Annotated in this window: 13 protein-coding genes; 4 read left to right on the plus strand and 9 right to left on the minus strand. The window is 68.0% G+C overall.

The features are described from left to right. Positions 1-97: 97 nt before the first annotated feature. A complete protein-coding gene (gene plsY, locus IAE24_RS23445; RefSeq protein WP_013801572.1) occupies positions 98-778 on the minus strand; it encodes a glycerol-3-phosphate 1-O-acyltransferase PlsY in 681 nt (226 codons plus the stop codon). 168 nt (positions 779-946) lie between these two features. Beyond that, positions 947-1441 carry a Cys-tRNA(Pro) deacylase gene (gene ybaK, locus IAE24_RS23450; protein ID WP_012206589.1) on the minus strand — a complete coding sequence of 165 codons (495 nt, stop codon included), beginning with the start codon at positions 1439-1441 and terminating at the stop codon, positions 947-949. Positions 1442-1498: 57 nt separating this feature from the next. Here ybaK and IAE24_RS23455 point away from each other — a divergent pair, with 57 nt between their 5' ends. From IAE24_RS23455 to IAE24_RS23465, 3 genes are read left to right on the plus strand one after another with little or no spacing between them, the layout of a single operon-like run. Continuing rightward, positions 1499-2047: a DUF2975 domain-containing protein gene (locus IAE24_RS23455; RefSeq protein ID WP_199961843.1), complete on the plus strand. Its 549-nt coding sequence runs from the start codon at positions 1499-1501 to the stop codon at positions 2045-2047. 2 nt (positions 2048-2049) lie between these two features. After that, positions 2050-2265, plus strand: a complete 216-nt coding sequence (locus IAE24_RS23460) for a helix-turn-helix domain-containing protein (RefSeq protein ID WP_013801570.1) — start codon at positions 2050-2052, stop codon at positions 2263-2265. Further along, on the plus strand, positions 2262-2885 hold the full coding sequence (locus IAE24_RS23465) for a hypothetical protein (protein WP_199961844.1): 624 nt from the start codon (positions 2262-2264) through the stop codon (positions 2883-2885). The genes IAE24_RS23460 and IAE24_RS23465 overlap by 4 nt, the downstream gene beginning before the upstream one ends. Positions 2886-2902: 17 nt before the next feature. Here the strand turns inward: IAE24_RS23465 and IAE24_RS23470 are convergent, their stop codons facing one another. From IAE24_RS23470 to IAE24_RS23480, 3 genes are all read right to left on the minus strand, one after another. Then, a complete protein-coding gene (locus tag IAE24_RS23470; protein ID WP_043819649.1) occupies positions 2903-3964 on the minus strand; it encodes an aldo/keto reductase in 1062 nt (353 codons plus the stop codon). A 104-nt stretch (positions 3965-4068) separates the two neighbouring features. After that, positions 4069-5163 carry a 4-hydroxyphenylpyruvate dioxygenase gene (gene hppD / locus IAE24_RS23475; RefSeq protein ID WP_063325866.1) on the minus strand — a complete coding sequence of 365 codons (1095 nt, stop codon included), beginning with the start codon at positions 5161-5163 and terminating at the stop codon, positions 4069-4071. Between the two features lie 21 nt (positions 5164-5184). Then, positions 5185-6609 (minus strand): amino acid permease, encoded by a 1425-nt coding sequence (locus IAE24_RS23480; protein ID WP_199961845.1) that lies wholly within the window; start codon positions 6607-6609, stop codon positions 5185-5187. Between the two features lie 320 nt (positions 6610-6929). Between IAE24_RS23480 and IAE24_RS23485 the strand changes: the two genes are divergently transcribed. Next, positions 6930-7574 (plus strand): TetR/AcrR family transcriptional regulator, encoded by a 645-nt coding sequence (locus tag IAE24_RS23485; RefSeq protein ID WP_199961846.1) that lies wholly within the window; start codon positions 6930-6932, stop codon positions 7572-7574. Here the strand turns inward: IAE24_RS23485 and IAE24_RS23490 are convergent. The 4 genes from IAE24_RS23490 to IAE24_RS23505 form a co-directional block, all read right to left on the minus strand. Then, positions 7550-8458, minus strand: a complete 909-nt coding sequence (locus IAE24_RS23490) for a LysR family transcriptional regulator (protein WP_199961847.1) — start codon at positions 8456-8458, stop codon at positions 7550-7552. The two genes, IAE24_RS23485 and IAE24_RS23490, sit on opposite strands and share 25 nt — an antisense overlap. 83 nt (positions 8459-8541) lie before the next feature. Further along, on the minus strand, positions 8542-9633 hold the full coding sequence (locus IAE24_RS23495) for an ABC transporter ATP-binding protein (RefSeq protein ID WP_012206598.1): 1092 nt from the start codon (positions 9631-9633) through the stop codon (positions 8542-8544). A gap of 6 nt (positions 9634-9639) precedes the next feature. After that, positions 9640-11379 carry an ABC transporter permease gene (locus IAE24_RS23500; protein WP_016451410.1) on the minus strand — a complete coding sequence of 580 codons (1740 nt, stop codon included), beginning with the start codon at positions 11377-11379 and terminating at the stop codon, positions 9640-9642. A gap of 85 nt (positions 11380-11464) precedes the next feature. Then, the gene (locus IAE24_RS23505; protein ID WP_013801562.1) at positions 11465-12793 is read right to left on the minus strand and encodes an ABC transporter substrate-binding protein; all 1329 of its coding nucleotides are present in this window, start codon (positions 12791-12793) and stop codon (positions 11465-11467) included. Positions 12794-12959 lie beyond the last annotated feature (166 nt).

Consider the following 12959-nt stretch of genomic DNA (forward strand, 5'->3'; position numbering starts at 1 on the left):
TAAGAAGGTCGTCAGTGGTGAGAGGGCCTGGAGCGCGGCTGGCCGGCCACGCCATTCACGCAAGCTGCGCCCGTGGAGCGCAGCGCGGTGGCGGCGGTCAATGCGGCTTGCCTTTGGCCGTGCCGGGCTTGGCCGCGGCGGCTGCCGGGTCGGCCTTCTTGCTGCCCAGCCTGGATTCCTTGCCGGCCATCAGGCGCTGGATGTTCTCGCGGTGGCGCCAGATCAGCAGGGCCGCCATGGCGACGATGGCGGCGGCAATCGGCGTCTCGGCATACCAGACCACGCCACTGCACAGGAGGTAGTAGACGGGGGCGAACACGGAGGCCACCAGGGCCGCCAGCGAGGAATAGCGGAAAAACACGGCAATGATCAGCCAGGTCAGCGCCACCGCCAGGCCCAGCCAGACGCTGATGCCCAGCAGCACGCCCAGGGCCGTGGCCACGCCCTTGCCGCCCTTGAAGCGGAAGAACACCGGGTACAGGTGGCCCAGGAAGGCGGCCAGCGCCACCATGGCCACCGTGCCGTCGCCCAGGCCGAAGCGGCTGCCGAACCATTGCACCAGGGCCACGGGCAGCCAGCCCTTGGCGGCGTCCAGCAACAGGGTCACGGCCGCTGCCGCCTTGCTGCCGGAACGCAGCACATTGGTGGCACCGGGGTTGCCGCTGCCGTAGGTGCGCGGATCATTCAGGCCCATGGCCCGGCTGACGATGACGGCGAACGACAGCGAGCCGATCAGGTAGGCCGCCACGGTGGCGAGAAGGGGGTAGAGCGCGTTCAATTGAAGTCCTTGGCCGGTCTGTGGAGCGCCGGCGCGCGATCCGGCCGGCCATGATGGCCCGCCCTCCCTGATCGCCGACACATGTTTTTCATCAGGACCTGCGCGAACCCGTTGGAGGCGGTGGCCGCCTTCCCGTGTGCGCAAGTCATGTTCATTTCTTCAGGGCATCTATTCTGCCAGCGCGCAGTGCACGGGCCGTGCATCCAGCAGCTGCACGCAGACCTGCGGGTCCAGCTGCACCAGAAAGCCCCGGCGCCCGCCGTTGATGGCGATGCGCGGCAGCGCCAGGATGCTCTCTTCGATATAGACCGGCATGTCGCGGCGCGTGCCGAAGGGCGAGGTGCCGCCGACCAGGTAGCCGCTGTGGCGGTTGGCGACTTCGGGCTTGCAGGGCTCCACGCTCTTGGCGCCGATCTGCCGCGCCAGGTTCTTGGTGGAGACCTTGCAGTCGCCATGCATGAGCACGATCAGCGGCCTGGCGTCCTGGTCCTGCATCACCAGGGTCTTGACCACCATGTGCTCGTCCAGGCCCAGGCTGGCCGCGCTGTGCTCGGTGCCGCCGTGTTCCAGGTATTCATAGGGGTGCTCGGTGAACTCCACCTTGTGGGCGCGCAGCAGCTGCGTGGCCGGTGTCTCGCTGACATGAGAGTTTTTCTTGGACATGAATTTTTTATCGTTTTACAATAATTTTTTATCGATTCATCAATACAAGGCTGTGCCATGAACTATACGCCCCACGCCGCGGGCAACGCCCTGAGGCGCCACTCCCAGGCGGCGCGCATCCTGATTGCGCTCGGTGCCGTCGCGCTGCTGGCCCTGCCGGCAGCCGCCCTGCTGTCGCCGCAAGATCTTTCGGGCCAGGCGGAAGGCCTGCTGGGCATGCCGCCCAGCCAGCCGCTGGACATGGCTGCGCGCTGGCGCACCGCACTGGTCAGCCTGCTGCCCGTGGGCTGCGGCCTGTATGCGCTGCGCCAGTTGTGGACACTGTTCGGCGAGTACCTGCAGGGCCGTGTCTTCGGCCAGCAGGCGCAGCACGCCCTGATGCGCTTTGCCTGGACGGTGCTGGCGGGCGCGCTGGCCCTGCCCTTCACGCGCGCGCTGATGTCGGTGGCGGCCAGCATGGGCAATCCGCCAGGGCAGCGCTTCGTCACGCTGGGCCTGTACTGGCACGATGGCCTGCTGGTCCTGCTCGGCGTGGTGCTGGTCTCCATCGCCCATGTGATGCTGCAGGCGCGGCGCATCGCCGACGAGAACGCGGGATTCGTCTGAGCATGCCCATCATCGTCCACCTCGATGTGATGCTGGCGCGCCGCAAGATGCGCTCGCGCGAACTGGCCGAGATGGTCGGCATCACCGAACAGAACATTTCACTGCTCAAGAGCGGCAAGGTGCGCGGCGTGCGCTTCGACACGCTGGAGCGCATCTGCGAGGCACTGCAGTGCCAGCCCGGCGACCTGCTGGAATGGGTGGCAGGGCCCGAGGCTTGAGCAGCGGGCGGCTGCGGCTGATCGCGGGCCTGCTGCTGTCGCTGCTGCTTCATGGGGCGCTGCTGTGGCAGGGTCTGGCCCCGGACATTGCGCGGCCCGGCACCGGGCAGGCCGAGGAGCACCGCCTTCAGGTGGTCTGGGTCGAGACGCCGATGCCGATGCCGACGCCGACGCCGGCCCCCTCTCCTGCTCCAGCGGCTGCCCGGCCCGGACCGGCGCCCGCGTCCCCGCCTACGCGACGGCCGGACACCGCCGCCGTCGCACCGCCATCAAGGCAAAGCGCAGGGGCGGCAAAGGCCATGGAGGAAGCCGCAACAGCCGCCGCGCCGCAAGCGCCTGTGCCCGCCGACACCGAGGCCGCTCCGGACACCGCGCGCAGCGCCAGGGCCATGGGCCGCCTGCTGGACTCGGCCGCAGGCCGCGAGGCCGTGCAGTCGGCGGCCCGGCAGGGCCTGGTCAGGCCCCAGATCCATGCGCAGCGCGAGGACCCGCTGGCCAGCGGCATGCGCGAGGCCGCCCAGGGCGATTGCATGAAGGGCGAGTTCAAGGGCGGCGGCATGAGCCTGCTGAGCCTGCCCATGCTGGCGGCTGCTGCGCTCAAGGGCGAGTGCAGCCGCTGAAGGCGCGGGGCTGAGGCCTATTGCGCAGGGTCGCGCACTTCCCAGCGGATGGCGTCGATGGCCGACAGCAGTTCGGGCGACAGTTGCGTGCCCCAGGCGTTCAGGTCCTCATCGAGCTGGGCCACCGAGGTCACGCCGATGATGGTGCTGGCCACCTGCCACTTGGTGTAGCAAAACGCCAGCGCCAGCTGCGTGGGCGTCATGCCATGCTCGCGCGCCAGCGCGTTGTAGCGGCGCGCGGCGGCCAGGGCTTCGGGCCGGCCCCAGCGCTGCTTGCGCACCGATTCGTAACGCGCAATGCGTGCGGCCTGCGGCGCAGCGGGATCGGTGGGCGCATGCACGTCGAACTTGCCCGTGAGCAGGCCGAAGGCCAGCGGCGAATAGGCCAGCAGCGAGACACCCAGGCGGTGGCAGCTTTCGTCCATGCCGTTTTCCCAGCTGCGGTTGAGCAGGCAGTAGGCGTTCTGCACCGAGGCCACGCGCGGCAGGCCGTGCTGCTCGGCCAGGCGCACGAATTCGTGCACGCCCCAGGGCGTTTCATTGGACAGGCCGATGTGGCGCACCTTGCCTTCCCGGACCAGGCGGCCCAGCGCCTCGAGCTGCTCGTGGATGCCGGTCTGCGAGCCTTCCTTGGACGGGTCGTAGTACAGCTGGCCGAAGGCCGGCACATTGCGCTCGGGCCAGTGGATCTGGTAGAGGTCGATCACGTCCGTGCCCAGGCGGCGCAGGCTGCCTTCGCAGGAGGCGGCGATGTCGGCCGCCGTCATGCCCTTGCCCTCGCGCACCCAGGGCATGCCCCGCGAAGGACCGGCCACCTTGGTGGCCAGCACGACCTTGGCCCGCGCGCCGGGGCGCTGGGCGAACCAGCGGCCGATGATGGTTTCGGTGGCGCCGCAGGTTTCGGCGCGTGCGGGCACGGCATACATCTCGGCCGTGTCGAAGAAGTCCACGCCGCGTTCCAGCGCGCGGTCCATGATGGCGAAGGCCTCGGCCTCGCCGACCTGCTCGCCGAACGTCATGGTGCCCAGGCAGATGGGGCTGACTTGCAATGCGCTTTGACCGAGCGCCACCGGTTGCATCGAGGGGGAATTCATGGGCACCGAGTGTAGGGCCGCCCGTGTTTACCCTGACGACAGCGCGCCCACCCGGCCAGGGCCGGGCAGGCGCGCTGCGTCCGTCGGGATCAGGCGCCCTGCGGTGCCTCGGCCTGCAGCACGCCGCGGTTGATCTGGTCGCGCTCCATGGACTCGAACAGGGCCTTGAAATTGCCTTCGCCGAAGCCCTCGCGGTAGTTGCCCTTGCGCTCGATGAACTCGAAGAACACGGGGCCCAGCATGGGCTGGGAGAAGATCTGCAGCAGCAGGCGCGGCTGGCCGCCCTCGGTCGTGCCGTCCAGCAGGATGCCGCGTGCCTGCAGCTCGCCCACGGGCTGGCCGTGGCCGGGCAGGCGGCCTTCCAGGTTCTGGTAGTAGATGTCGTTGGGCGCGGTCAGCAGCGGAATGCCGGCCATCTGCAGCTGGTCGATGGAGTCCAGCAGGTTGTCCGTCAGCAGCGCGATGTGCTGGATTCCCTCGCCGTTGAACTGCATGAGGAACTCCTCGATCTGGCCGCCGCCCTGGCGCGATTCCTCGTTCAGCGGAATGCGGATCAGGCCGTCGGGCGCGGTCATGGCCTTGGAGGCCAGGCCGGTGTACTCGCCGGAGATGTCGAAGTAGCGGATCTCGCGGAAATTGAACAGCTTGCTGTAGAAGTCCGCCCAGTAGGTCATGCGGCCGCGGTAGACGTTGTGCGTCAGGTGGTCCACCACATGGAAGCCGTGACCCTTGGGGTTGCGGTCCACGCCGGGCAGGAACTCGAAGTCGATGTCGTAGATGGACTTGCCTTCGTCGAAGCGGTCGATCAGGTACAGCGGCGCGCCGCCGATGCCCTTGATGGCCGGCAGGCGCAGCTCCATGGGACCCGTGGGGATCTCCACCGGCTGCGCGCCCAGCTCCAGCGCGCGCTTGTAGGCCTGGTGCGCGTCCTTGACGCGGAAGGCCAGGCCGCAGGCCGAGGCGCCGTGCTCGGCCGCGAAATAGGCGGCCTGCCCCGGCTCATTGTTGATGATGAAGTTGATGCCTCCCTGGCGGTACAGCAGCACGTTCTTGGAACGGTGCTTGGCCACCAGGGTGAAGCCCAGCTTCTCGAACAGCGGCTCCAGCACGCCGGGCGCGGGCGACGCGAATTCCACGAATTCGAAGCCCATCAGGCCCATCGGGTTGTCGAACAGGTCTGCCATGGTTGGTTCTCCTTGAAGGTTTCAACGGGGGATGTGCGCGGGTTCCAGTACGGATTCCAGCACAGGCGTGGGACGTTGGCGGAACACGAGGCGATAGGCCCCGTAGACCACCAGGACCCAGATCGGAATGGCCAGCGCGGAGGACCGCACCGACGGTGTCAGCAGCATCACGCCCACCACCAGGGCCATGGCGGCCAGGCAGATGGCGTTGGTCAGCGGCGCGGCCGGTGCGGGAAAGCCCAGCACGGTCTTGCGCGCCACATGCGCCCGGCGAAAGCGCCAGTGCGCCACGATGATGATGGTCCAGGTGATCACCAGGGCCGCCACGATCAGCGACATCAGCAGCTCGAGCACGCCGGCCGGCGCCACATAGTTCAGCACGATGGCCAGCGCCGTGAAGATGGCCGGATAGACGATGGCCCGCACCGGCACGCCGCGGCGGTTGACCTGCATCAGCGAGCGCGGCGCATTGCCTTCGCTGGCCATGCCGTACAGCAGGCGGCTGTTGCTGTAGACCATGCTGTTGTAGACCGACAGCGTGGCCGTGAGGATCACGAAGTTCAGCAGGTGGGCGGCCGTGTTCTCGCCCAGGCCCGAGAACACCAGCACGAAGGGGCTGCTGCTGTAGGTGTCGCCGCCGGCCTTGAGCTGGCCCAGCAGGTCGGTCCAGGGCATCAGCGACATCAGCACGGCCATGGAGCCGATGTAGAACACCAGCACGCGGTAGATGAGCTGGTTCACGGCCTTGGGGATGACGGTGCGCGGCTGGTCGGTCTCGGCCGCCGCGAAGCCCAGCATCTCCACGCCGCCGAAGGCGAACATGATGAAGGCGAAGGCCATCACCAGGCCGGACAGGCCGTTGGGGAAGAAGCCGCCGTGCGTCCACAGGTTGCGCACGGTCTGCTCGGGACGGTCGGCGTTGGCCAGCAGATACACGCCCGCAGCGATCATGGCCAGCACGGCCGCGATCTTGATCAGCGCGAACCAGACCTCGAACTCGCCATAGGCCTTGACGTTGATGAAGTTCACGCCGTTGATCAGCACGAAGAACACCGCCGCCGTCACCCAGGTGGGTATGCCGGGCCACCAGAACTGGATGAACTTGCCTGCGGCCGTCAGCTCCAGCATGCCCACGAGCACATACAGCGCCACACAGTTCCAGCCCGCCAGAAAGCCCGCGAAGCGGCCCAGGTAGCGGTTGGCGAAATAGCTGAACGAGCCCGCGTTGGGCTCCTCGACCAGCATCTCGCCCAGGAAACGCATGATGAAAAAGATGATCAGCCCGCCAATGGCGTAGCCGAGCAGCACGGACGGGCCGGCCAGCTCGATGATGCCGGCCGAGCCCAGGAACAGGCCCGTGCCGATGGTGCCGCCCAGCGCGATGAGCTGGATATGGCGGTTCTTGAGCCTGCGCTCCAGATGGCCCTGCGAAGAAGAACTGTGCATCAAGGGGGTGCTCCGACTCTCAGCAAGGCGCGCGGCGGCGCAGGGGTTGGAACACTTCGGTGGTCTTCACGGCAATGTCTCCTCGTGGGGTGCCTGTTGGAATGCGGGGCGTTGTGCGCCCCTTGTTGATGGGTATCAACTATAAAAAACAATAAATTATTATTTCTTGTAATTTATCCCTATGGACAAGCCCAAGAAGAAGGAGTAGCGAAGGCGATCGACACATTGCCGCCCGCCATGCCGCACTCCGGCAACGGTTGAACGCCCGCAACAAACAAAAACAATCTACTATTATTTTTTTGCCCTCTGGAGCCCAGAACATGACGACGTCCGCCACGCAGCGGCGCGCACGCACGCCGCAGACCGAGCGTGTGGAGACAACGCAACGCAAGATCATCGACTCCGCCCTGGCGCTGCTGCGCGAGGGCGGCTTCAAGAGCGCCACGCTGCAGGCCATCGCGCGCGGCGCCGATGTGTCGCTGGGCGCGCTGCAGCACCACTTCGAGAGCCGCGATGCGCTGATGGAGCGGCTGGTCATCGAGGTCATGGAGCCGCTGAGCGACCAGGGCACGGTCTGGCCCGACAAGGCCCTGCCCCTGCGCGAGCGTGCACAGACCTTCGTCACCCTGGCCTGGGACAACATCTTCGGCGCGGCCAACTACCAGGCGGCCTGGAGCATGTTCTTCGGCTGCAAGGCCTCCCCCTCGCTGTTCGACCGCGTGGACGCGCGCCGCGTACATGTGGACAGCGTGTTCTACACCCGCTTCCTGGACGTCTTCCCCGAGATCGCGGCCCACCATCCCCGCCCCCAGGGCTTTGCGGCCATGGCCTTCGCCATCCTGCGCGGCACCGGCGTGCTGGAGCTGTTCGAGGTGGGCGAGCAGGAACGCCAGGGCAGTCTCGATGCGCTGGTCGAGGCCATCGTCCAGGCAGGCACCCCTCAGACCGGCGGCGCCGCCGCCTGAACCTCGGTCAGCCCCCAGACCCTGCGCAGCTGCGACAGCGTGGCCACCAGGGCCGGGTCGTGCTCGGCCTCGCGCGGGTGGATGAAGCCCAGCTGTGCCGACACGCGCGCGTGCGGCCAGATGGCCACGCAGCCATGCTCGGCCGCGGCCAGGGCGCGGTCCTCGCGCAGCAGCGCCAGGCCCAGGCCGGCGCGCACCAGGCTCTCGGGCGCGGCGGCCGCATCGCTTTCCACGATCTGATTGGGGCTCAGCCCCTGGCGGGCGAACAGCGCCAGCAGCAGGGCCTGCTCATGGTGCTGCGCGGGCGCGCCGATCCAGGGCAGTTGCGCCAGGTCCTTCCAGCCCGATTGCAGGACGCGCTCGCGCAGCGCGGGCGGCGCCGCCACGCGGTAGTGCAGTGTCTGCAGCACCAGCGCGCCCAGGTCGCGCGGCATGTGGGCGCCGATGTAGAACGCGCCCTGCAGGCCGCCGGCCGCGACCTGCGCGCGCAGCTCCTCGGCCCAGCCCTGGCGTGTCTTGATGTCCAGCAGCGGCAGCGCCTCCACCAGGCCGTGCAGCAGCGAGCCCAGGCGCAGCGCCTCGGGGTCGGCCACCGTGCCCAGCAGCAGCTGGCCGGTGATCTCGCCCTGCAGCTCGCGGGCCTGGCCCTGCAGGCGTCCTGCCGCATCCAGCACCTGCCGGGCGGGCTCCATCAGAGCCTCGCCGGCTCGCGTGAGGCTGATGCGGCCCGGGCGCCGGTCGAACAGTGCCACGCCCAGCTCTTCCTCCAGCGCCTTGATCTGGGCCGTGATGGCGGGCTGCGTCAGGTGCAGGGCCTCGGCCGTGCGCGTGACGCTGCCCAGCGTGGCCGCCGTGACGTAGGCGCGCAGCTGATACATCTCCATGGGCGGCCAGCCTAGCGCAGGCGCCAGGGCCTGCGGCCCGGGCAGGCCCGGGTGTCAGGGAACATCCCTAGCCGTCTCATCGTTCACTCATCGAGGTAGCGCAGCTGCGTGGGCTCGATGCCCAGGCGCACCGGCATGCCCATGGGGAACATGGCAATGCCCGCGTAGTGCGCCTGGTCGGCGACCACGGCCACCTCGCCCACGCGCACGCGGTAGCGCGAGAACTCGCCCAGGAATTCGGCGCTCTCGATCTGCCCTTCCACCCACACGCGCGAGGCATCGCCCGCATCGTCGCGCACCGCAATCTGCACCTGGTGCGGCCGGAAGGCCAGCGCCGCGCGCCCCGGCACGGGCGGCTGGGCCGGGCGCGGCAGGGTCAGCGTGCCCAGGCCAGGCACCTTGAAGACCAGCGACTCGCCTATCGTTGGCAGCACCTCGCCCTCCAGCACATTGGCCGTGCCGACAAAGCCCGCCACGAAGCGGTTGGCCGGATAGTCGTACAGCCCCGCCGCCGAGCCCACCTGCTGCAGCACTCCCTTGTCCAGCACGGCCATGCGGTCGGCCGTGGTCATGGCCTCTTCCTGGTCGTGGGTGACGAAGATGGTGGTCAGGCCCAGCTTGCGCTGCAGGCTGCGCAGTTCCTCGCGCATCTGCACGCGCAGCTGCTTGTCGAGGTTGGACAGCGGCTCGTCCAGCAGCAGCAGCTTGGGCGCGATCACCACGGTGCGCGCCAGCGCCACGCGCTGCTGCTGCCCGCCCGACAGCTGGCCCGGGCGGCGCTGCGCGTACTGCGACAGGCCCACCAGCTCCAGCACCTCGCCCACCTTGCGGCGGATGGTGTCGCGGCTTTCGCGGCGCTCGACCAGGCCGAAGGCCACGTTGTCGTACACCGTCATGTGCGGCCACAGCGCGTAGTTCTGGAACACCATGCCGATGTTGCGCGCATGCGGCGGCACGCCCGTGATGTCCTGCCCGCCCACCAGCAGCTCGCCACGCTGGTGCCGGTTGAAGCCCGCGATCAGCCGCAGCAGCGTGGACTTGCCCGAGCCCGAAGGCCCCAGCAGCGCGAAGAACTCGCCGGGCTCGATCTTGAGGTTGACGTCGCGCAGCACTTCGTTGCTGCCGTAGCTCAGGCTGATGTGCCTGCATTCGAGGGAGACAGGGTCCAGGTGCATGGCGTTTCACTCCGAAGTCGATTGCACGGTGGCGCGCGAGCGCTCCACGAAGCGGTGCGAGAAATACGTGCCCAGGCCGACCACGACCACGGCCAGCACGCCCAATGCCGCACCGGGCCCGCGCCCCGAGATGCTTTGCATGTACAGGTAGATGCCGTAGCTCATGGGCGCCTGGCTCTGGGCCGAGGCCAGCATGATGGTTGCCGACAGCTCCACGGCCGCCGTGATAAAGCTGGTGACGAAGCCGGCCAGGATGCCGCCGGCCATCAGCGGCACCATCACGCGCCGTATCACGCTGGTGCGGCCCGCGCCCAGGCTTTGCGCGGCCTCCTCCAGCGAGATGTGCACCTGCTGCAGCGCCGCCATGCACGAGCGCAGCGCATACGGCAGCCGCCGCACCGCATAGGCCAGCATGATCAGCACCCAGGTCGTGACGATGGGTGTGTCGGTGAAGGGCAGGTTCACGCCCTTGAACAGCCGCAGGTAGCCGATGGCCAGCACCAGCCCCGGAATCGCCAGCGCCACCGAGGCCAGGTAGTCCAGCCACTGCCGGGCAGGCAGCCGGGTGCGCAGGATCAGGTAGGCGATGGCGGTGCCGATCACCACGTCGATGCCCGCCGCCATCAGGCAGTACAGCAGCGTGTTGCCGATCATGTAGCCCGAGTCGGTGAACACCGTGGCGTAGTGCTCCAGCGTGTAGCTGTCGGGCAGCACCGAGAAGCTCCAGACCTTGGAGAACGACATCAGCAAGATGCCGATGTGCGGCGCCAGCACCACCAGCAGCACCAGGGCGATCCAGCCATAGGCCAGCAGCGCCTCCCAGGCCGACAGCCGGCGCTTTTGCAGCGCGCTGCCGCCCTTTTGCAAGGTGGCGTAGTCCTTGCCCTTCATCACCCGCGCGGCCAGCCACAGGGCGACGATGGAGAACGCGATCATGATCACGCTGATCACATAGCCCAGCGGATCATCGAGCCCCACCGAGGTGATGCGCAGATAGGCCTGGGGCGCCAGCATATTGGTCACGCCCATCACCAGCGGCGTCCCCAGGTCGTCGAACACCTTGACGAACACCAGGGCCGCGCCCGCCAGGTAGCCGGGCATGGCCAGCGGAAAGATCACGCGCCGAAACAGCCGGAAACCGCGCGAACCCAGGTTCAGCGCCGACTCCTCCATGGCCCCGTCGATATTGCGCATGGCCGCCACGAGGTTGAGCAGGATGAACGGGAAGTAGTGGATGCTCTCCACGAAGATCACGCCCGTCAGCCCCTCCATGATGGGCACGGTGAAGCCGAACCAGTCGTCCAGCAGCAGGTTGACCGAGCCGCTGCGCCCGAAGATCAGCTGCAGCGCCACCGCCCCCACGAAGGGCGGCATGATCAGCGGCAGCACGCCCAGCGTCTGTATCAGCAGCGCGCCCCGGAACTCGAAGCGCACCGTCAGGTAGGCCAGCGGCACGGCGATCAGGCTGGCGAAGAACACGCTGGCCAGGGACACGCCCAGGCTGTTGAAGAACGACTCGCGAAAGACGGTCTGGCCGAAGAAATTGCCGAAGTGCCCCAGCGTGAGCCCGCCGCCTTCATTGATGAAGGCGGTGTAGACCACCATGCCCACGGGCACGATGAGAAAGGCCAGCAAAAAGGCCAGGATCAGCGCGAAGGCCAGCCACGGCCCCCAGCCCGACGGAATGCGCCGCGCGCGCGCAGCAAGGGGGGCGGCGCCGGGCGCCGCCATGGAATCGATGCTCATGCGAATGCTCCGCAGCGAAAGAGACTGTCAAGGGGTGTGCATGCAGGCGCCCGGTGCCGGGCCCCTGCGCCACCTACCACGCCACCTACCGCGCCAGGCCGCGCGCCTCGGCGGCCAGCTTGCCTGCGCGCTCGTAGTTGGCACGCGCCTTGTCGGCCCACATTTGCTCCAGGCCCGTCAGCTCCTTGGACACGGCCACGTCGCGCCGGCTCTTGCGGAACAGCTCCAGGAACTGCTCGTCCTTCACATTGGCTTCGCCCACCAGCGGCGAGTAGGCGATGTCGCGCGCCTGCGCCAGCAGCTCCTGCCCCTTCGCATTGGGCTTGGCCTGCAGGGCCTTGTGCGCCTCCTGGATGGCGCGCGTGGCGGCCTGCAGCTCCTTGAGGCGGAAGGTCACCATCTGGTCGAACAGGCTGATCACCACGGCATAGCGCGACTCGGACAGGTTGGCGTCGAACTGCACCTTGGCGCGCTGCGCCACCTCCTGCGGCACGGGGTAGCCGGCCGGCGCCTTGAGCTGGCTGTAGGGCAGGATGGGCAGGCGGCTGATCTTGGGGTCGAACAGCAGCTGCTGGCCCGGCACCGACATGGTGAAGGCCATGAACTTGCGCGCCTCATCGGCATTCTTGGCGCCCGCGATCAACGCGATGTTGGCCGGCACCACGGCCGTCATCGCCGGGTAGGCGAAGTCCACCGGAAAGCCCGAGTACTTGCCCGCCAGCCCGAAGAAATCGATCACGATGCCTATGCCGTACTGGCCGTTGTTCACGCCATCGGGCACGGCAAAGCTGCGGTCGGTCACGGCGGCGGCATTGCCCATCATGGACAGCAGCTGGCGCCAGCCCTTGTCCCAGCCCTCGCCCTGCAGGATGGTCTCCACCGTCAACTGCGTGGTGCCCGAACGCGAGGGCGAGGAGATGGCGATGTGGCCGAAGTACTCGGGCCGCGTCAGATCGCTCCACTCCTTGGGCGCCGCCAGCTTGTGCGCCTTCAGGTAGCGCGTGTTCCACATGATTCCGTAGCCTGCCAGCGCCTGGCCGTAGTACAGGCCCTGCGGGTCGTTGAGCGGGTAGTTGCCGATCTTGGCGGGCGCGGCCGGATTGCGCGTCTCGGGCGCGGCGGTCAGCAGCTTGTTGCGCGCCAGCACCTCGAAGGCATCGGGGGCGCTGGCCCACATGATGTCGGGCCGCTGGCCCTCGGGCAGCTCGCGCACATAGGCCACGGCGGCCGTGGTGTTCTTGTTCAGGATCTCTATCTTGATCCCCGGGTTGGCCGCCTCGAAGGCCTTCTGGTAGGCCGTGGTCAGCTCCTTGGGAAACGAGGTCAGCACCGTCACCGTGCCGGCCTGGGCCGCCATGGCGGCGCCCCACAATCCTGCGGCCATGGCGGCCGTCAGCCATCTGCGTTGCTGCATTGCTGTCTCCTTCGGGTTGTTGTGCGGTCAATCTGCAACCCACTGTAGGCAGCGCCGGCCCTGCCGGCCAATCATTGTTTCTGATGCTGTGCATCAGCGGCGGCGGCGCTCGGGTTAACCCGGCGCGAAAGCACAAGCACGGCAAAGAGCACAAAGACCATGCCGG

It is taken from the genome of Delftia sp. S65 (genome assembly GCF_016516495.1).
Lineage (GTDB): Bacteria > Pseudomonadota > Gammaproteobacteria > Burkholderiales > Burkholderiaceae_C > Comamonas > Comamonas acidovorans.

Bases quoted from the DNA above. Each gene is read 5' to 3' on its own strand.
- IAE24_RS23480 (WP_199961845.1), bottom strand. From the start codon at position 6,609: ATGCACAGTTCTTCTTCGCAGGGCCATCTGGAGCGCAGGCTCAAGAAC.
- ybaK (WP_012206589.1), bottom strand. From the start codon at position 1,441: ATGTCCAAGAAAAACTCTCATGTCAGCGAGACACCGGCCACGCAGCTG.
- IAE24_RS23500 (WP_016451410.1), bottom strand. From the start codon at position 11,379: ATGAGCATCGATTCCATGGCGGCGCCCGGCGCCGCCCCCCTTGCTGCG.
- IAE24_RS23505 (WP_013801562.1), bottom strand. From the start codon at position 12,793: ATGCAGCAACGCAGATGGCTGACGGCCGCCATGGCCGCAGGATTGTGG.
- IAE24_RS23485 (WP_199961846.1), top strand. From the start codon at position 6,930: ATGACGACGTCCGCCACGCAGCGGCGCGCACGCACGCCGCAGACCGAG.
- IAE24_RS23490 (WP_199961847.1), bottom strand. From the start codon at position 8,458: ATGGAGATGTATCAGCTGCGCGCCTACGTCACGGCGGCCACGCTGGGC.
- hppD (WP_063325866.1), bottom strand. From the start codon at position 5,163: ATGGCAGACCTGTTCGACAACCCGATGGGCCTGATGGGCTTCGAATTC.
- IAE24_RS23460 (WP_013801570.1), top strand. From the start codon at position 2,050: ATGCCCATCATCGTCCACCTCGATGTGATGCTGGCGCGCCGCAAGATG.
- IAE24_RS23470 (WP_043819649.1), bottom strand. From the start codon at position 3,964: ATGCAACCGGTGGCGCTCGGTCAAAGCGCATTGCAAGTCAGCCCCATC.
- IAE24_RS23495 (WP_012206598.1), bottom strand. From the start codon at position 9,633: ATGCACCTGGACCCTGTCTCCCTCGAATGCAGGCACATCAGCCTGAGC.
- IAE24_RS23455 (WP_199961843.1), top strand. From the start codon at position 1,499: ATGAACTATACGCCCCACGCCGCGGGCAACGCCCTGAGGCGCCACTCC.